This is a genomic window from Luteibacter rhizovicinus (assembly GCF_004342265.1).
Classification (GTDB): Bacteria; Pseudomonadota; Gammaproteobacteria; order Xanthomonadales; family Rhodanobacteraceae; genus Luteibacter; species Luteibacter rhizovicinus_B.
The window spans coordinates 492,778-510,895 of sequence record NZ_SMCS01000002.1 but is presented as its reverse complement, the minus strand read 5'-3'; the positions used below and the strand labels follow the sequence as shown (position 1 = coordinate 510,895).

At 64.2% G+C, this 18,118-nt stretch carries 20 protein-coding genes; 8 read left to right on the top strand and 12 right to left on the bottom strand.

Annotation, left to right across the window (positions count from 1 at the left end; genetic code table 11):
- Window positions 1-5: 5 nt before the first annotated feature.
- From EC912_RS06385 to EC912_RS06375, 3 genes are all read left to right on the top strand, one after another.
- On the top strand, window positions 6-779 hold the full coding sequence (locus EC912_RS06385; protein WP_132142307.1) for an NRDE family protein: 774 nt from the start codon (window positions 6-8) through the stop codon (window positions 777-779).
- Window positions 780-836: 57 nt separating this feature from the next.
- Window positions 837-1,631, top strand: coding sequence for an SDR family NAD(P)-dependent oxidoreductase (locus EC912_RS06380; protein WP_132142306.1), 795 nt, complete (start codon window positions 837-839; stop codon window positions 1,629-1,631).
- 108 nt (window positions 1,632-1,739) lie between these two features.
- Window positions 1,740-2,534 carry an SDR family NAD(P)-dependent oxidoreductase gene (locus EC912_RS06375; RefSeq protein ID WP_132142305.1) on the top strand — a complete coding sequence of 265 codons (795 nt, stop codon included), beginning with the start codon at window positions 1,740-1,742 and terminating at the stop codon, window positions 2,532-2,534.
- A 37-nt stretch (window positions 2,535-2,571) separates the two neighbouring features.
- Here the strand turns inward: EC912_RS06375 and EC912_RS06370 are convergent, their stop codons facing one another.
- The 6 genes from EC912_RS06370 to EC912_RS06345 form a co-directional block, all read right to left on the bottom strand.
- Window positions 2,572-2,982, bottom strand: a complete 411-nt coding sequence (locus EC912_RS06370; protein ID WP_132142304.1) for a YchJ family protein — start codon at window positions 2,980-2,982, stop codon at window positions 2,572-2,574.
- Window positions 2,979-3,533, bottom strand: coding sequence for a HutD/Ves family protein (locus EC912_RS06365; RefSeq protein WP_132142303.1), 555 nt, complete (start codon window positions 3,531-3,533; stop codon window positions 2,979-2,981). Before EC912_RS06365 ends, EC912_RS06370 begins: the two co-directional genes overlap by 4 nt.
- On the bottom strand, window positions 3,530-5,626 hold the full coding sequence (gene dinG, locus EC912_RS06360; RefSeq protein WP_132142302.1) for an ATP-dependent DNA helicase DinG: 2,097 nt from the start codon (window positions 5,624-5,626) through the stop codon (window positions 3,530-3,532). The genes EC912_RS06365 and dinG overlap by 4 nt, the downstream gene beginning before the upstream one ends.
- Before the next feature lie 88 nt (window positions 5,627-5,714).
- The gene (locus EC912_RS06355) at window positions 5,715-6,002 is read right to left on the bottom strand and encodes a DUF2188 domain-containing protein (protein WP_132142301.1); all 288 of its coding nucleotides are present in this window, start codon (window positions 6,000-6,002) and stop codon (window positions 5,715-5,717) included.
- Between the two features lie 89 nt (window positions 6,003-6,091).
- The gene (locus EC912_RS06350; RefSeq protein ID WP_243649172.1) at window positions 6,092-6,646 is read right to left on the bottom strand and encodes a DNA-3-methyladenine glycosylase I; all 555 of its coding nucleotides are present in this window, start codon (window positions 6,644-6,646) and stop codon (window positions 6,092-6,094) included.
- The gene (locus EC912_RS06345; RefSeq protein WP_132142300.1) at window positions 6,643-7,152 is read right to left on the bottom strand and encodes a DUF1993 domain-containing protein; all 510 of its coding nucleotides are present in this window, start codon (window positions 7,150-7,152) and stop codon (window positions 6,643-6,645) included. The genes EC912_RS06350 and EC912_RS06345 overlap by 4 nt, the downstream gene beginning before the upstream one ends.
- 127 nt (window positions 7,153-7,279) lie before the next feature.
- Here EC912_RS06345 and EC912_RS06340 point away from each other — a divergent pair, with 127 nt between their 5' ends.
- Complete coding sequence (locus tag EC912_RS06340) at window positions 7,280-8,245, top strand: ABC transporter ATP-binding protein (protein WP_132142299.1); 966 nt, start codon at window positions 7,280-7,282, stop codon at window positions 8,243-8,245.
- On the top strand, window positions 8,242-9,003 hold the full coding sequence (locus tag EC912_RS06335; protein WP_132142298.1) for an ABC transporter permease: 762 nt from the start codon (window positions 8,242-8,244) through the stop codon (window positions 9,001-9,003). The genes EC912_RS06340 and EC912_RS06335 overlap by 4 nt, the downstream gene beginning before the upstream one ends.
- A 45-nt stretch (window positions 9,004-9,048) precedes the next feature.
- On the opposite strand, the gene EC912_RS06330 is transcribed toward EC912_RS06335, so the two are convergent.
- Window positions 9,049-9,555, bottom strand: coding sequence for a DUF1993 domain-containing protein (locus EC912_RS06330; protein WP_132142297.1), 507 nt, complete (start codon window positions 9,553-9,555; stop codon window positions 9,049-9,051).
- A gap of 150 nt (window positions 9,556-9,705) precedes the next feature.
- Here EC912_RS06330 and EC912_RS06325 point away from each other — a divergent pair, with 150 nt between their 5' ends.
- From EC912_RS06325 to EC912_RS06315, 3 genes are all read left to right on the top strand, one after another.
- Complete coding sequence (locus EC912_RS06325) at window positions 9,706-10,314, top strand: FUSC family protein (protein ID WP_132142296.1); 609 nt, start codon at window positions 9,706-9,708, stop codon at window positions 10,312-10,314.
- Window positions 10,311-11,000, top strand: coding sequence for a VIT1/CCC1 transporter family protein (locus EC912_RS06320; protein ID WP_132142295.1), 690 nt, complete (start codon window positions 10,311-10,313; stop codon window positions 10,998-11,000). Before EC912_RS06325 ends, EC912_RS06320 begins: the two co-directional genes overlap by 4 nt.
- Window positions 11,001-11,155: 155 nt before the next feature.
- Window positions 11,156-11,410 carry a hypothetical protein gene (locus EC912_RS06315; protein WP_132142294.1) on the top strand — a complete coding sequence of 85 codons (255 nt, stop codon included), beginning with the start codon at window positions 11,156-11,158 and terminating at the stop codon, window positions 11,408-11,410.
- Between the two features lie 12 nt (window positions 11,411-11,422).
- On the opposite strand, the gene EC912_RS06310 is transcribed toward EC912_RS06315, so the two are convergent.
- The 5 genes from EC912_RS06310 to EC912_RS06290 form a co-directional block, all read right to left on the bottom strand.
- Window positions 11,423-12,778, bottom strand: a complete 1,356-nt coding sequence (locus EC912_RS06310) for a GGDEF domain-containing protein (protein ID WP_165973527.1) — start codon at window positions 12,776-12,778, stop codon at window positions 11,423-11,425.
- Window positions 12,779-12,948: 170 nt separating this feature from the next.
- On the bottom strand, window positions 12,949-13,296 hold the full coding sequence (locus EC912_RS06305; protein WP_243649171.1) for a hypothetical protein: 348 nt from the start codon (window positions 13,294-13,296) through the stop codon (window positions 12,949-12,951).
- Window positions 13,293-16,100: an AAA family ATPase gene (locus EC912_RS06300; protein ID WP_132142292.1), complete on the bottom strand. Its 2,808-nt coding sequence runs from the start codon at window positions 16,098-16,100 to the stop codon at window positions 13,293-13,295. The genes EC912_RS06305 and EC912_RS06300 overlap by 4 nt, the downstream gene beginning before the upstream one ends.
- Complete coding sequence (locus EC912_RS06295) at window positions 16,093-16,815, bottom strand: hypothetical protein (RefSeq protein WP_132142291.1); 723 nt, start codon at window positions 16,813-16,815, stop codon at window positions 16,093-16,095. Before EC912_RS06295 ends, EC912_RS06300 begins: the two co-directional genes overlap by 8 nt.
- Window positions 16,808-18,118: a hypothetical protein gene (locus EC912_RS06290; RefSeq protein ID WP_132142290.1), complete on the bottom strand. Its 1,311-nt coding sequence runs from the start codon at window positions 18,116-18,118 to the stop codon at window positions 16,808-16,810. Before EC912_RS06290 ends, EC912_RS06295 begins: the two co-directional genes overlap by 8 nt.

The window sequence follows — 18,118 nt, the reverse complement described above, 5'->3', positions numbered from 1 at the left end:
CCTCCATGTGCCTGATCGCCTTCGCCTGGCATGCGCATCCACGCTGGCGGCTACTGCTGCTCGGCAATCGCGACGAATTCCACGTGCGTCCGACGGCGCCGCTGGCGCGATGGGACGAAGCCCCCGGAATCATGGCGGGGCGCGACCTGGAAGCTGGCGGCACGTGGATGGGCATCGCACCGCACGGCCGGGCGTGCGTTATCACCAACGTGCGCGACCCATCCGCGGACCATAGCGGCGCATCGCGCGGACTGCTGGCGGCCGATTATCTCGACGCATCGATTTCCGCCGAAGACCACGCGCATGAGCTGGGCGCGACCGCGGATCGGTATCGGCCCTTCAATTTCCTTACGTTCGACGAACGTAGCGCGTTCTATCTCGGCAATCATCCGGGCACACGCGGGCAGGCGGTGCTGCCCGGCATTCATGGCCTTTCGAACGCCGACTTCAATGCACCCTGGCCCAAGACCCAGGCGCTCAAGCGGCGTCTGACGACATGGATCGCCGATGGCGGGAATGACGACACCGATGCGTTGTTCGCGATGCTGTCCGATCGCGAACGCTGGCCCGACGACCTCCTTCCGGACACCGGCATCGGCGTGGAACGGGAAAGCTTTCTGTCCAGCGCGTTCATCGTCGGCGAAAACTACGGCACGCGCGCGAGCACGATCATCATGATCGACCACGATAACCGCGCTACTATCGTCGAACGTCGCTTCGGACCCAATGGCGTTCCGCTGGGCGAAACACGCATCGATACGGATACTGCTTCACACTGAACCGTTGACGGTTCGGTTTCACGGCGAGACATCGCCAACAAGGTCAGGGAGACCGACATGAGTACTACCCCCACCATCCGCCGCGCCATCGTCACCGGTTCCACGGGAGGCATCGGCCTCGCCATTGCGCGCGGACTCGCCAGACAGGGCATGCGTGTTGTCCTGAATGGACGTTGCGCCAAACGCATCGACGACGCGATGACAACGATCCGGAGCGAGACGCCGGACGCCCTGCTGAGCGGTTTCGCCGGCGACCTGGGTACGACCGAAGGGGTCGAGGAGCTCGTTGCCTACGAACCGGAAGCCGACATCCTCGTGAACAACCTCGGCATCTTCGAGCGGAAGCCGCTGTTCGAGATCGACGATGAAGACTGGCAGCGCCTGTTCGAGGTAAATGTGCTGAGCGGTGCGCGACTTTCGCGGCACTACGCGCCGCGGATGGCATCGCGCGGTTGGGGGCGCGTTGTCTTCGTTTCCAGTATTTCCGCTGTGCAGGTTCCACCGGAGATGGTCCATTACGGCGCGACGAAGGCGGCCCAACTGGCGCTTGCCCGCGGTCTGGCGGAGACGCTGTCGCGAACCGGCGTCACGGTGAACACGATTCTTCCGGGGCCGACCCTTACCGAAGGCATGGCCGATATGTTCGCTGGCATGGCCGTGCGTGGCGACGAAAGGCCTGAGGAGGTCGAACGCGATTTCATCGCACGGAACAGACCCACCTCACTGCTGGGACGACTGGCTTCGGTCGATGAGGTGGCAAGCATGGCTATCTACCTCGCTTCCGATGCGGCATCGGCGATCAATGGCTCCGCATTCCGTGTGGACGGTGGCATCGTGCGCCATCTGGTCTGACCGTTCCTTGCCGGCTGGGATAGAGTCTTTTGCAGCGGGCGCGATTGATTCGGTGAGGTGTCGGCCCGATTCTATCGGCTGACACCTTCTATCCCTGCGAAACTACTAATGAATATCGATCTCAGCTCCCGCCACGCTGTCGTTACCGGTTCCACGGCCGGTATCGGCCTGGCCATCGCCACCGGCCTTGCGGCCGCGGGCGCGCATGTCGTCGTGACCGGTCGTACACAGGCTCGTGTGGACGAGGCGATCGCTACCATCGCTGCGCAGGTTCCCGGCGCGAAACTGACGGGGGTGGCTGGCGACCTCGGTACGCGTGAAGGTGCTGAAAAGCTCATCGCCCAGGTCGCCGATACCGACATCCTCGTCAACAACCTTGGCATCTTCGAGCCTAAGGGCTTCTTCGATATCGACGACGACGAATGGCAGCGCTTCTTCGACGTCAACGTACTCTCGGGCGTTCGTCTGTCGCGGCACTATGCGCAGGGCATGGCGAAGCGTGGCTGGGGACGTATCCAGTTCATTTCCAGCGAGTCGGGCGTGCAGATTCCGGCCGAGATGGTGCATTACGGCGTGACCAAGACGGCGCAGCTCGGCGTATCGCGTGGCCTGGCGGAAACGCTTGCCGGCACCGGCGTTACGGTCAATGCGATTCTTCCGGGCCCGACCCTATCCGAAGGTGTCGGTGAGTTCTTCGGCAAGATCGCCGCCGAGAAGGGTATATCGCTGGAACAGGTCGAGAAGGACTTTATTGCCGATCATCGTCCGACGTCGCTGATCAAGCGTCTCGCGACGGTGGATGAGGTCGCCAGCCTGTCCGTCTATCTTGCGTCGGAGCAGGCGTCCGCGACGACGGGCGCCGCGGTTCGCGTCGACGGTGGCGTGGTCCGTTCGATCGTCTGATCCCGCTGTTTTTTTGTAGGAGCACTAAAAAGTGCTCCTACAGACGGTCGTTCTGAATATCGCCGTCGACGTAAAACCAGCGTCCGTCTTCGCGGACGAAGCGGCTGGTTTCGTGGAGTCGTTCCGCGCGACCGCCCCCGTGGCGGAAGCGCGCGACGAACTCGACGACGGCGGTGTCCGCGCCGGATATCTCGTGACGCTTGACGTCGAGACCCAACCACGTGGGCCTCGGCGACTGCGCGGCGAGATTCAGCGATGCGGGACGTGTGTCCGGATGCCATGTCGCTCGCAGATAGTCCTCGAGCGCGAAGACGTATGCGCTATAACGCGAACGCATCAACGCTTCGGCCGTAGGTGCCGCGGCGCCTTCATGATAAAGCGCACAGCATGCGCCATATGTTTTGCCCGAGCCGCATACGCAGGTTTTTCCGTGGTTGTCCGCAGTCATTCGACACGACCTGCATCGATACGCACGACCAGTGCGACGGCGTGCTCGTTCAGTTCGAGACAATCGCCACTATCCGGGCGATACGCATCGCCCACAGCCAACGTCGTGCCTGCGATCGATGCGCCGCCGCCAGCCAGATAGACGAGCGCGACATCGTCGCCGAGCCGTGCCGACGCACGCAGCACGTCCACTTTGCCGCTGGCCAGACCGCGTCGGACCATCAGATTGAAATCGCGCGTGGCATCGCCGGCCAGTTCGATATCGACCGTGGCTTCCCCCTCGAACGCGAACGGATCGCATGGCGTGGTAAGTGCGTGTGTGCGTTCGCCGTTCAACGTCATGACGAAGCCGGCACCTTCAAGCAGCACGATCGTGCGGTCGACGCCGGGAAAGGCCGAGAACGGCGAAGCGGTGTCGACGTCGGCCACACTGGCGCGCCAGAGAAAATCGTCCATACCGGCATCGGCCGGCTCGGTGGCGACGACACGCGTCACGCCCATGCCGTTCTTCCATGGCACGGCAATAAGATCGGTGGCGCGGATCGTCGTCATGCGGCACGCTCGATATCGCGTGCGAAAGGCGGCAGCGCGCGCAGCATGCCGGCGCCATAACGCTTGACGATCACGCGACGATCCAGAAGGACGATCCGGCCCGTATCCGTTTCCGTACGGATGAGACGGCCGCAATACTGCGTAAGGAGACGTGTCGCGTCGGGCACGCTGACCTCGATGAATGGATTACGGCCACGCGATTCAAGCCACTCGGCGTACGTTGCGCCGACAGGATCGGTGGGTACCGCGAAGGGTAGCTGCGTGACGACCACGGTTTCGCAGAGTTTGCCCGGCAGATCCAGGCCTTCGCCGAACGATGCCAGTCCGAACAGCGTGCTGCCCTTGCCCGCGTCGACGTCTTCGCGATGCTCCGCGATCAACTGGGCTTTTGACAACGAACCTTGCGCGCGTACCTTCCGCACGTGTTCGATAGGCAGCACTTGCAAGACGCGATCGAGTTTCGCGCGCGAGGTAAACAGCACGAGGTTACCGGCTTCCCAATCCAGATTCGCCGCCAGCCATTCGGCGACTTCGCGCGCATGGCCTTCGCGGTCGTCGGGCAGCGTACGCATCGCCGGCACTTCGAGCGTGGCCTGTTTTTCCAGGTCGAAAGGCGACGGCAGGCTAAGCGTCACGGCATCGTTGGGCAGGCCGACGGCGTCGGCGAAGCCACGGAAGTTGCCGCCTGCGCTCAATGTCGCCGAGGTCATGACGACAGCCGCCGCGTTGTCCCAGAGGACGTTGCGCAGCAGGCCGCCGGCGGACACGGCCGATGCATGGCAGACCAGTTGCTGATCGGGCGTCAACGTGACCCAGCGTGCGAGCGGCGGTCCGTTCTCGCGGTCGTCGGTCGACCATGCGTACCACGTGCGCACCTGACGTTCGAGACGTTCCAGCGCGACGCCGAGTTCGCGCGACAGCGCTTCCTGCGTCGGTCCGCCGGCTTCCATTTCCACGACGGTGCGACGCACCGTACGCAGCCAGCGCTGAATGTCGCGGGTCAGCAGGTGCAGGCCCTGCGCGAGCATCTTCCAGTTGTCGGGAAGCTGACCGAGCGATGCGCGAAAGACGGGTTCCAGTTCGTTTCCCGAGGGCGTCCAGCTCATGCGTATGTCGCGCTCGATTTCCTCGAGCGCACCGGAAAGCTCAAGCAGTTTCTCGTCGCCGGCTTCCAGCGAGAGATTGCCGATGTTTTCCTTGTCGGTGAGCGAATACGCCCCGTGCACCTGATTCTGCAGGCGGCCGATGCGGCGTACCGCCGTGGCGAGGTGCACGTCGGCCGCTCCGCGATCGATGGCTTTCGCCGGAACGTGATGCGCCTCGTCGAAGATGTAGAGCGTTTCTTCCGGTTTGGGCAGGATCACTCCGCCGAAGGTGTCTTCGTCGCGCGGCATCGTGAGATCGGCCAGCACCAGATCCTGATTGGCGACCACGATTTCCGCCTCGCCGATGGCGCGGCGCGCCACGAAGAAGGGGCAGACCGCGAACGAGCCGCACTTCCGGCCGGTGCAGCCGCCGGCACTGGTGGTGACCATGCCGCGGACCAGGTCCGACAACGGCTCGGGACTGGTATCGATATCGCCGTTCCAGGCTCGGGATTCGAAGGCTTCGCTGAGCTTCTCGATGGCCTGGGTGTCGCGCGCCGCGGGGGGCTTTGCCCAGATCGCGAGATCCGCGTCGAAGGAAAACCCGGTCTGCGCCGCCGGTTCGGCACGCGCCATGCGCAGATTGCGCGGGCACAGGTACCGTTGGCGGCCCTTGGCCAGGGCGACCTTAGCTTCGACGCCGCAAAGCGTCAGGTACTGGGGAATGTCGCGCTGCACCAGCTGCTCCTGCAGCGCGACGGTGGCGGTGGCGATGAGCAGCTTTTTCTTCTGCGCGCGCGCGACTTCCAGTCCCGCGATCAGGTACGCCATGGACTTGCCGGTGCCCGTGGGGGCCTCGATCACGGCGGCGCCGGTGGTTTCGGAAAGCGCTTTGGCGACTTCCGCGATCATGCGCAGCTGAGACGCGCGCCCACGGAAACCCGTCAGGCCGTCTTTCAGCCGCGCATACGAGGCGCGGATCGCGGTCTTGGTGTCATCGGTGAGCATGGGAAGGGGGTCGGTACGGCAACCCCCCTAGGGTAACGGAAACCGTGGCCTAAACCGGCCGCCAGACCCCGGTCGTGTCAGCAGTGTTTCAGTGGTGGAAGCCGTGATGTCCCGACGGCAGCGGTTCGCGCACCTGGTTCACCAGGCCCGCCGCGACGTACGTGTGCTCCAGCCAGGTCCCGTCGACCTGCTGGACGTGGATCTTCACGGGCCTGCCGAGATTGGAGGACAGCGCGGGCGCCATCGCTTCCGCGGCCTCGATGGCCTGGACTTGCGAGGAATAACGACCGAGGGGCAGCGAGGCGCGGTGGACAATCCATGGCCCCTGCGCGACGTCGCAGTAAGGGATGAAAAGCTGGGCGGAACTCGAAGCCATGATGTCCTCGTTCACAGGATGGGCCGTTCAGCCACGCTACGCCGGGGCGAGGAATAAAAGCGTTAATGGAGACCTGGGCAAGCGGGCTCCTACAACAGGCCTACCTGCTTATGGCGGAAGCAGCTCGCGTCGTGGTCGTTTACCAGTCCGACGGCCTGCATCCACGCATAGACGATCACGGGGCCCACGAATTTGAACCCGCGTTTTTTCAATGCCTTGGACAGCGTCACCGACAGTTCGGTCTGGGTCGGACGCGGTCCCTTGGTCACAATCGGCTTGCCTTTCACGTATCCCCAGCAAAAATCGGAGAAATCCTCCCCGGCCGCCTGCATCGCCAGATAGGCCTTCGCGTTGCCGACGGTCGCTTCGATCTTGCTGCGGGACCGGATGATTCCTTCATCGACCACCAGCCGCGCCACGTCTTTTTCGCCGAACCGCGCGATGACCTTCGGGTCGAATCCCTTGAATGCCCGTCTGAAGCCATCGCGTCGCGCAAGGATGGTTCGCCACGAGAGCCCCGCCTGGAATCCATCGAGAATGAGTTTTTCCCACAGCGCGCGGCTGTCGCGTTCCGGCACGCCCCATTCCTCGTCGTGATAGGCGCGCATCATGTCGTCGGTATCGCACCACGCGCAGCGCTTCACGCGTACGGTCCCAGATAATCGAGTTTGCCGACAGCCACGCCCTGATTGCGCAGAATGTCGTGCGCTGTCGCGATGTGAAAGAAAAAGTTGGGCAGCGCGAATGTCAGCAGATATGCCTTCGGTGTGAAATGGCGCACGTCGGGTCCGAGCTTGAATTCGACCTGGCGCGATTCGGCGGCATCGACGGTGGCGGCATCCACCGATTCCAGCCACGCAGCCGTCGAGGCGATGCGCTTGCGCAGTTCCGGAAACGTCGTTTCGTCGTCGGGAAAGCGTGGCGACGCCACGCCGGAAACGCGCTCGACGGCGAACTTCGACGTATCGCTGGCACGCTGGACCTGACCGGCGAGTGTCAGCATGTCCGGTGCGAGGCGGGCCTGCACCAGCGCATCGTGCGGCGTGCCATGCGCGCCCGCATGCGCATCGGCCTTGTCCAGCAGATGCTCCAGCACCCCCAGGCCACGAACGAAGACGGGAACGGAAGCTTCGTAAAGCGAAATCGTCATGGCCGCGGTCCTTTTATGGAAGTTTGCGAGAGGGTGGGGTCGGAAATGGTCCACGACAAGTCCCGCGACAAGCCCGTCGAAGGAGGACTACCATCGCGATTTCGCACGATCCCACGGACCGGTCCCCATGCCAGATACGCAATCCCGGCCAGACGGCCTTGCCACCGCCGACGCAGTCGTTTCCGTGCGCGGCCTTTCCAAAATATACAAGTCGGGATTCCAGGCGCTGAAACGCGTGGACCTGGATATTCGCCGTGGAGAGATCTTCGCGCTGCTCGGTCCGAACGGTGCCGGCAAGACGACGCTGATCAGCATCGTCTGCGGCATCGTCAACGGGAGCGAAGGTTCCGTGACGGTCGACGGTCACGACATCGTTCGCGACTTCCGCGCCGCGCGCGCCCTGATCGGCCTGGTGCCGCAGGAACTGTCCACCGATGCGTTCGAAAGCGTCTGGGCAACGGTGAAGTTCAGCCGCGGTCTGTACGGACGCGCACCCAATCCCGTCTACCTCGAGCGCGTACTGCGCCAGTTGTCGCTATGGGAAAAGCGCGATTCGAAGATCATGACGCTCTCCGGCGGCATGAAGCGTCGCGTACTGATCGCCAAGGCGCTGGCACACGAACCGCGCGTGCTTTTCCTCGACGAGCCCACCGCGGGCGTCGACGTCGAACTGCGTCACGATATGTGGGACATGGTGCGCAAGCTGCGCGAGTCGGGCGTGACAATCATCCTCACCACGCATTACATCGAAGAAGCTGAAGAGATGGCCGATCGCATCGGCGTCATCAGCAGCGGCGAACTTATCGTCGTCGAAGATAAGGCGACACTGATGCGCAAGCTCGGCAAGAAGCAGCTGACCCTGCAATTGCAGAACCCACTGGAGCAACTTCCCGAACACCTCGCCGACCTGCCTCTGGAACTGTCGGACGAAGGCCGTCAGCTGGTCTATACGTTCGACACGCAGAGCGAAGAGACCGGTATCGCCGGCCTGTTGCGGCGACTGAGCGAGCTGGGTATCGATTTCAAGGATCTGCATTCGAGCGAGAGTTCGCTCGAGGATATTTTCGTCAGCCTGGTGAGGTCGCGCGCATGAACTTCCACGCGATTCGCGCCATTTATCGTTTCGAGATGGCCCGCACGTTCCGCACGCTGATGCAGAGCATCGCCTCGCCGGTGCTTTCGACATCGCTTTACTTCGTGGTCTTCGGCGCGGCCATCGGTTCGCGCATGGGCGATATCGGCGGCGTGAGCTACGGTGCTTTCATCATCCCCGGCCTGATCATGCTTTCGCTGCTTAACGAGAGTATTTCCAACGCGTCGTTCGGTATCTACATGCCGAAGTGGGCCGGCACGATCTACGAACTGCTTTCCGCGCCCGTGTCGTACGTGGAAGTCGTCATCGGCTATGTCGGTGCGGCTGCCACGAAATCGATCGCGCTCGGTCTGCTGATCCTGATCACGGCGCGCGCCTTCGTGCCGTACCACATCGAACACCCGGTCTGGATGGTGGGTTTCCTGATACTTACCTCCATCACCTTCAGCCTGTTCGGTTTCATCATCGGCCTGTGGGCCGACGACTTCCAGAAGCTGCAGGTGGTGCCGCTGATGGTGGTCACTCCGCTGACCTTCCTGGGCGGAAGCTTCTATTCGATCAGCATGCTTCCGCCGGTGTGGCAGAAGATCACGCTGTTCAATCCGGTCGTATACCTGGTCAGCGGTTTCCGCTGGAGTTTCTACGGCAAAGCGGACGTGAACGTGTTCGTCAGCGTCGGGGTGACCTTCGGGTTCATGCTGCTGTGCCTTGCCATCGTGTGGTGGATTTTCCGCACGGGGTGGAAGCTCAAGTCCTGACCCGGGAACAACTCGCGGCGCATGGCGCGCCGCGAGTGCAGTAACTTACGGCTTGCCGATGAAGTCGGACTTGCCCAGCACGACGCCGACGCCGCGCAGGATCGCGTAGGCCGTGGTGCAGTGAAAGTACACGTTGGGCAGCACGAAACCGAGCAGGTAGTCCTGGCCTTTGAAATGCATTTCGCCCGTGCGCATTTTCAGCAGGATGTCGCGGTCTTCGCTGCCGTCGATCTGCTCGGGCGTGAAGCTCTCCAGCAGGCTCACGACTTTGTCGATGCGCGCATACAGTTCGGCGAAGGTGGTTTCGTTGTCGTCGAGGCGGATCGGGTCGACGCCAGCCAGGCGGGCGACGGCGCCCTTGGCCATATCGGTGGCGATCTGCACCTGACGGATCAGCGGGAACATGTCCGGGGTAATGCGCGTATGCAGCAGTACTTCGGGTGCGATGTTGCGTTCCGTCGCATGGGCTTCGCCCTTCTTCAGGACGCTCGAAAGGGCGTTGAGCGCACGGACAAGACCGGGCACCGTGGCGTGGTACATCGTGATGGACATCGAATAACTCGCTTGTTGGGTAAGGACACAGCCGTAGCCGGGCGCTGAACTGGCGCTATTGTGCGGCCACCCGGCCCTGCGGGGAACTGGCGCGATACCATGGGCGGAACCGGTGCCGTCAGGTGCCGACCGATCGAGGACCGCCGCAGGATGAAAGCCGACGAGCCCGCACGCGACGCCCGGCGCACCGCCGCCGCGTATCGGTTGCTGCGTCTGGATCGTGCCGAGCGGGCGCTGGATTACCTGTTTCGTTCGATGCCTGTCGGCCACAGGGTGCTCAAGGGTCTGCTGATGGCGACGCAGGCGAGTACCGCATCGTTGATCGCCTATGGCATCGGTCTGCTGCTGCATACTCAGCAGGCCTTCTGGGCCGCGATTACCGCCATCGCCGTTACCCAGTTGAGTTACACGGATACCCGCGGCTCTTCGCGCGACCAGTGCATCGGCGCGGCGCTGGGCGCCGTCGCGGGTCTGTTCGGGATATGGCTGGACGTCGGGCAGATCGTGTCCTTTGTCGTCGCGGTATTCGTCGTGATCGTCGCCTGCTGGATACTCAACGCCGGCGCTTCGGCGCGGCTCGGTGCGATTACCGCCACGATCGTCCTGCTGGTGCCATCGACCGGCCCGGCATGGCAGTTCGCATTTATTCGCGTAGGCGAGGTGGCCCTGGGCACGGTCTGCGCTCTTTCGGTGAGCTGGGCCATGGCTCGGATCCAGGCCCTGTTTATCCACGAACATACGAGGGAGGACGACGCATGAGGCGACATCGGGAGAAGCATCGCACGGGGCGCATCGCGTGGCTTCGCGCGGCCGTACTCGGTGCCAACGACGGCATCCTGTCCACGGCGAGCCTGATGATCGGCGTGGCCGCCGCCGAATCGGGTGCCAGCAACGTGCTGATCGCGGGCGTTGCCGGTCTGGTGGCCGGCGCCATGTCGATGGGAGCGGGCGAGTACGTGTCCGTCTATTCGCAGGCGGACAGCGAACGAGCCGAACTCGCTCTCGAATCCTGGGAACTGGAGAACGATCCGACCGGCGAGCACCGCGAGCTGACCGAGATATATGTCATGCGCGGCCTGGACCGCGACCTTGCCAATACCGTGGCCGACCAGCTCATGAAGCACGACGCGTTGCAGGCGCATGCCCGCGACGAGCTGGGACTGTCCGATACCACCGCGGCGCGACCGTTGCAGGCGGCCGCCGCTTCGGCGACCAGTTTCGCGACCGGTGCGCTGCTGCCTCTGCTGGCCGCCTGGCTGGCGCCCGATGGCTATCTGGCGGTCGGGGTGGTCGGTGTTTCGCTGCTGGCGTTGTTGGGGCTGGGCGCGCTGTCCGCGCGGCTCGGCGGTGCGAGCATGCTGCGCGGGGCCACTCGCATCGGCTTCTGGGGTGCCGCCGCGATGGCGGCCACATCGGCCGTGGGTGCATTATTCGGCATTGCCTGAGAACAGGGGCCGTGTCGGCGAGCGCCCACATGTCCTTCAGAATCCGTAGCGTCCGCACCGGGCGATGGGCGCATGGTGCGCCGATGGTCGCGCTCAAGAAAATGGGACAGCCACCGACACCACGTGGGTGGACCTGTCATGTTGAGGAATGATCCATGAATCAGCGCTACTTCGTGCTTCTGTTTATGGCCTGGTTCTGCGGGCTGGCCCTGGCGATTGCCCACATCGACGACCGCAAGGTACAGGGCACATCGGCCGTCATGCCGACGACGACGCTGAATGCGGTCCACGACAGGGGCGACCTCGTGGATGACTGCACGTCGTATCCGGGGCACCAGAAGACATCGCATCGCGAGGAAGCGCCGGCGCACGACCGCGATCTGCTACGGCCACGCGCCAGGGCGTGCTAGGGCATTTCCGCTTCAGCCGACCACGCAACGATTGCGTCCGCCATTCTTGGCGGTGTAAAGCGCAAGATCGGCTCGCTCGAACACCGACCGGGGAGTATCGCCGGGCATGAAACGGGCGACGCCGATCGACGCGGTGACACGGACGTGTTGCCGGCTGGCATGGAAGGACAAAAGCTGGATCTTGCTGCGCAGGCGATCGCTTACCTGCAGGGCTTCGGCTTCGTCGGCGCCATCGAAAACGACAATGAACTCTTCACCGCCGTAACGCGCCACGAAATCGCAGGGCCGCACATGTTTCACCAGCGCCTGGCCGATGATCCGCAGCACCGCATCGCCCGCCGTATGGCCGTACGTATCGTTGATGCTCTTGAAATGATCGATATCGATCGCGGCGATGGAAAGCGGGTGCCCCGTGACCAGCCAGCTTTCGTGCGCGGCCTCGATGCGTTTTTCGTAGGCGAGGCGATTGGGCATGCCGATCATCGTGTCGGTCTGCGCCAGTTCGTGTTCGCGTTCGAGCGAACGCTGCAGCGCGGCGCGCTCGGTTTCCAGTTGCTCGACGCGCAAGCGCATGCTTTCGGCACGTTCGCGATAGGCCGATAACCGCGCACCTTCGCGCTCGCGGAACTCGCGGAAGCAATCGTTGATGGCGTCCAGCCGGGTACCGATCTGGAAGCGCAGCTCGGTGATGTCGTCCACTTCCAGCGCGGCATCGCCCAGCAGGCGCATTTCGTTCGCGACCGAAGCATCGAGTGCCTGACCGTTCGCTTCGCCAGTCGACTGGTCGGCCAGTTCGCGCGACATGTGCCGCGTCATCTCATCGAGACGTCCGGTCACATGGCGCAGGATGGATTGAAGAGTATCGATTTCGCGCTGCAGTGCGAGCCGCTGTTCGTTGATCAGGTCGGCCAGCTTTTCGCCGCAGGACGCGAGCGACACCAGGGTGTCCGCATTGGCTACGTCGCGACGCAGGTTGGCGGCGCGTTCCGTCAGCCGGGGTACGACGAGAATACGGTCGACCAGGCGGCTCAGCGCCGATTGAACGGACGAACCGTTTTCCGTCCGGGCAACGCGGGGAGGCGCATCGGCTGTTTCGTGGTGTGCGACGCGGGGGCGTTGCAGGCCGGCAACGGCATCCGTCAGTCCGGAGACGAGGGGTTCGAGGATGGCGGGATCGGCGGGGCCGTGTATCGCATCGCGAACGCCATCCAGATGCCGGTCGAGTTCGTCGTGCGCGCCTCGCGCAGCCTGTCCGAGACAGCCGACCAGCTGGCGCAACAAGGATTCGACCGACCGCCACTGCGATACCTCGCGGTCCATGCGCTCGAGCGCCGCGTGGTACTTGCCTTCCCAAAGCTGGTTGTCCAAACGCACGTCCCCGACCGTCGCGTTGTTCTGCGAAATAGGTCACATCTTACGAGAAGCTGGAGCGGCAAGCGATGGGTGGAATAGGCGCGCGACCGGGGATCCGGCGCTTTGCGGCTCTCTGTGGGGGCCACAGGCATAGAGAGCCAGAGAGCCCCAGAAAGCGACGCCCCTCACTCCTGCGGCGGCTGGGTCAACTCCCGCGCGTTCAGGAATCCATCGTGATTGCGATCCAGCTTGTGGAACTGATGGATCAGATTGCGCTGGAACTCGTCCAGGCGAACCGGGCGGGCGCCGGGGCGCATGGGGCCGTCGTTCGCGTCGAGCACTCCATCGTCGTTGATATCCATACGACGGAAGCCGGCACTCATGTAATCGACGTACTCCGCTTCGCTGACCTTGCCGTCGCCGTTGGCGTCCATGCGCTTGAGATACTCAGCGGGTGTCCCGGGCAGGGCCTGCGCGAGGACCGCCGATCCGGTGGCGGCCAGCACGAGGAAGGTGACGATCCGGCGCTTCACGCCGGCTCTCCGGCCGGTTCGGGCCGGCGGCGCAGTACCGCCAGGGGCTGCGCCCAGGTCGCTCCCGGACGACGTTTGCTGGTGACCAGCGTGATGTCGGACGGCTGGAACACGTTGACGTTATGCGTGGCCGGCGTGGTCAGGATGTACTGCGCGCTGGTCGATTTGAGGAACGCGCCGACCTTGTCGATGTTGAAGATGTCCAGATGCGCGAACGGTTCGTCGATGAAAACGAAACCGCCGGGACGATCTTCGTCGCGCATCAGTGCAACGAGCAGAAGCAGGGATTTCATGACCTGCTGGCCACCGGATGCCTCGCCGTCGTCCATGCCGATCCAGCCCTTTTTGTCGAACTCGAAACGCACGTTGAGCGCGGCGGAGGCGAGCGCGAGATCATCGTTGCTGAGCTCGGGCAGGTCGACCTCGACGCCGATACCGGCAAGCTCCGCCAGTACCTTGAGGTTCTTCGCGTAACGACGCACGGTATTGCGCAGCACCTGGATATAGGCGCCGCGCGCTTCGGTCGTGATGCGCGAGGCGCGTTCCAGATGGACGCGACGGCGTTCCAGATCGTGTTTCAGACCATCGTGGTCGGCGCCGAGTTTGTCGCGCAATGGGACGCAGCTTGCATCGGTTTCCCAGTGCCCTTCGGCGAGACGGCGTTCGATGCGCTCGATTTCGCGGCGCACGGCGGCGGGAGATTCGTAGCGTTCGCGCAGGGCGCCCATGGCGGCGCGCGTGCGATGTTCGATGCGCACGTGGCCGCGACGGGTGCGCATGGCTTTCAGACGTTCTATCTGTTCGGTTCGGCCATGTGCGTACATGCGCACGCTGTCCGCTAGCTGGTTCTGGACCTGACGATGCTCGCGCGACTCGTTGTCGCGCGAGCGCGAGTTGTCGACGCGCCGTTCGCGTACGGCTTCGTAATGCGCCTCGGTGGCCGCATAGCTGTCCGCGCAGCGCTGCATGTCTTCGCGAAGACCGGACTGCTGCGCATGCGCCTCGGCGAATTCGTCCGCGCGATCGGCAAGCTGGCCGCTGGCGTTCGCGCCGCGAAGCACGCCCTCGGCGTCGCCCGCCTTGCGCTGCCATTCCTTGCGCGCCTCCGCGAAGTCGCGCAGTTGTTTCTCGATGTGTTGCAGGCGTGCTTCGCCATCGTCGAGCTGACGCTCGCGCGCCGCGGCGCCGAAATACACGTCGTCGACGCCGAGATGGCGACCGCCGCGTCGCTCGCGGAAATAGCCTTGCGGCGTAATCCAGTCCTGATCGCGCGCGACCTTCGCGCCATCCGCGACATCGTCCACGCGACGGATGCGATCGAGCTGGCGCAGCAGCCATTCGGGCGCGGCGGCGGAGAAGTCGACGACTTCGAGCAGCGATCCGCGCGTGACGTTGCTGGCGGCGGGTGCGCGATCGGCAACGACGAAGTGCTTGTAACGATGGCTTTCGCCAAGCGCCCAGGCTTTCTCGCGATCGCTGGGGTCGTCCAGCAGGACGACATGCCGGTAGCCCGCGAGTACGGCCTCCACGGCGGCCTGCCAGCGCGGCTCGACGATTTCGACGATCTCGCTGAGCATGCTGTGCCGGATACCGGCGTCGTCCAACGCACGGCGGAACGATTGCTCGAATTCGGGTGTATAACGACGCCCGCTGCGCCACGCCGCGAGCTGCGACGTCAGCGTCGCCAGTTCGGTGCGCAGACGATTCTCGTCCGTCTGCAACATGGCCAGTTTCGCGCGGGCTTCCACGAGCACGTCGGCGAGGTGTTCGTGATCGGCGCCACCCTGGGCGGCGACCTGTTCGCGCAGGCGTGTTTCCTGCCGGAGCAGAAGATCGTTTTCGGTAAGCGCGGCGCGAGCCTCGTCGAGACTTTTCCTCGCTGCCTGGCGTGCCTGATCGGCAGTGTTCTGTTCCGCGCGCAGTGTCTGTTCGGCGAGATCGAGCTCGCCGAGTTTCGCCCCGATGTCGCGATCGCGCCGTTCCAGTTCGTCGCGTTTGCGCTTCAGGCCGATCAGTTGCGGGCGCGCGCCACGGATGCCGGCATGCAGTTCCGCGAACTCGGTGCGTGGAAGAACGTCCGACACCAGATCCACACGTTCGCGTTTGAGCGCATTCCATTCCTGGAACGAACGCGTGCGGCCGTCGACTTCCTGCAGGCTGACGCCAATCAGCGAGAGCTGGTGTTCGAGGTCGTGCTGTTCGCGGTCGGCTTCGAACTGCTCGTTGCGCGCGCGCTGATAGTCTTCGAGGACGGCTTTATCGCCGAAGACATCGAAGACCAGGTCGAGCAGCGCCTTCGGTGGCATCTGGCAGAGCTTATCCGTGGCGCCCTGTTCGAGCGTGAGCACGCGACGGATGGCCTGGGACAGTCCCGCGCCTTCCAGGCGCACGCGGTATTCGCGAAGGCCCAGCCAGTCGCCGCGCGCTTCGATCTCGTCGATGCTCACGTCGCCGCCCAGCACGGCGTACTGCCGTTGCCATTCGCCGCCCTTTTTCTGGATGCGGCAGGCGAGGGTGACCTCGCGATCCATCAGCGGGAAGAAAGGCCGCTCGCCGCTGGGACCCGGCGTATTGCCCACGCGTGCGCGCAGCCAGGCGAACGGCTTGCCGTTGTGGCGCAGATAGCTCTTGTAGTCGCGGTTGCCCGCACAGTCGATGGTGAGCAGCGTGCGCAGGGCATCGAGCAGGGTCGTCTTGCCGGAGCCATTGGGACCGACGACGGTCACGATATTGGTGTCGAGCGGAAGACTGAAGCGCTGCCAGTAATCCCAGTGGACGACTTCCAGACTGCGGATATCAAACATCGCTGGTCTCCGCGTCGGAGGGCTCGTTCATATCGTCCAGGTCATCCAGTTCGTCAGCCGCATCGTCGTTCGCCGCCTCGCGCGGCGTCGTGTTCGCCAGCAGGTCGCCCAGCGCGCCGTCGAGAATGCGCCGCGCGGTGCGGTCGTAGTCGAAGGCGAGGTCGAGCAGCGGGCCTTCCGATACTTCGCCCTTGCGGCGAACGACGAAGCCGAGGCGCGCGAGCATGCCGAGGTTCACGTTGATGCGCATCTTGCCGCCGAGTTTCTCGCCGAAGTCGGCAAGCAGCGTGCGTTCGGCGATGACCGGCGCCATGGCCGGTTCGCGCGGAATCGGTTTGCCTTCCGCGAACATCTGCGTCTGCGAGGCGTCGGCTTCCGCCTTCTGCCGCTCGATCTGCCGTTGCCGCTTGGGCAGCACGATCAATGCCCAGATCACGACGAGCAGGGCGATCGCATCGCGGTCCAGCTGCAGGGTATTCGATATCCAGCTGTCGCTGCCCCCGAACACGGCGCGTTCGCTGCCGCGCGCGACGGCGAGACCGATATAGGCCGCGTAAGGATGCTCGCGCAGTTCCAGTCCGACCGACGCGAGGCGCCGGTCGAGTTCTTCGCGGAAGCCGTCGTCGAGCAGGGCGCGGCGCGCCTGTACGTCTTCTCGCGGCAGCCAGCGCTGCGCCAGAAGGCGCGTGACCAGGGTGGCGGTTTCGTCATGCATCGGTCTTGTTTCCGTTAGGCGCGCGCGGAACGAGGCGTCCGACGCTGACCAGTGCGATCCGGGGAAGATCGACATCGATGAAGGTGGGTTCGATTTCGAGCGCGAGCGGCAGGCGTGCAAGATCCGCGGTACCGCCTTCCAGTGCGGCCGATTCGGGATCGCCCAGCAGGCCGAGCAGCGAAAGGCGATACGCGCTCAGCGCGTAGTCGTCACCGATCAACGTCGATTCGAGAGTGGTAGGTTCGCCGATGGCGGCCAACTGGGTATGCCAGGATTCCAGATGGCGAAGATCGTCCTCGTCCATCGGCAGGTCGGCGGTGTCCGGTGTGGTTTCGGCGTCGGGCAATGCGGTGATTTCGGCCGCGACGCGCTCGCGTTCCAGCAGTTCGAATTCGGCAACGTCGAGCGCGATCTGGTCGTGCACGAAGGGCGCGGGCAGCGGCATCAACACCTGCTCGTCCGCGTGCGCGATCAATCCGTCGACATCGAGGGAGCGCAGCCAGCCGACCAGATCCGACGACGACAGGCCCGTGCGTCCCAGATGCACGCGATGCTGGTCGATCTTGTTGAGTTCGCGCTGGAACGTGCCGGCTTGCCGCAGCAGTGCGCTCTGCGCGCGGCCGACTGCCTGCGCAAGCCGGTGCGCGGCGGGATCGATGTCGTCGAGTTCGCCGATACGCGCCACGATTTCCGTGCCTTTCTCGACCCACGTCCACACCGAGTCGAGACGGTCCGCCGCACGGCGGATGCGATGCTCGGAACCCGACAGGACGGCGCGATCGAAGTCGTCCTTCAGTTCGGACAGGCGCGATAGCAGATGCCCGAGTTCGTCGACCGAAATACGTCCGACCGCCTGACCGGCGGCCAGCTGCGCGGTGAGATAGCCGAGGCCATCGTCGTCATCGCGTTCGAATTCCAGCATGGTGGCCAGCGACGCAAGCGCTTTGCGACCAAGCGGCCCGATGCGATAGCGCAGCGTTTCACTGTCCCAGACGAGGAGTTCGTGGTCCTTCAGGCGCTGGACCACGGTGTCGAGTTTTACGGGATCGACGAACGCGAGGTTGTCGCGGATTTCCTGCGGCGTCCATTCCGGTGCGTGCGAGCGGCCACCCAGGGTGCGCAGCACCAGCAGGCGCAACAGCACCTGCGCTTCGCCGCCGTGGAACAGCGCGCTGAATGCGCGCAGCAGCGAACGGCCGCGCAGCAGCGGGAAGACGCTGGGCAGGTCCTCGGCGACGATGCCGTCGCGGAAGAGATCCTGCAGACGTTCGTCGTTGGTCGGTAAGTCGGTCGTCTCGGCCAA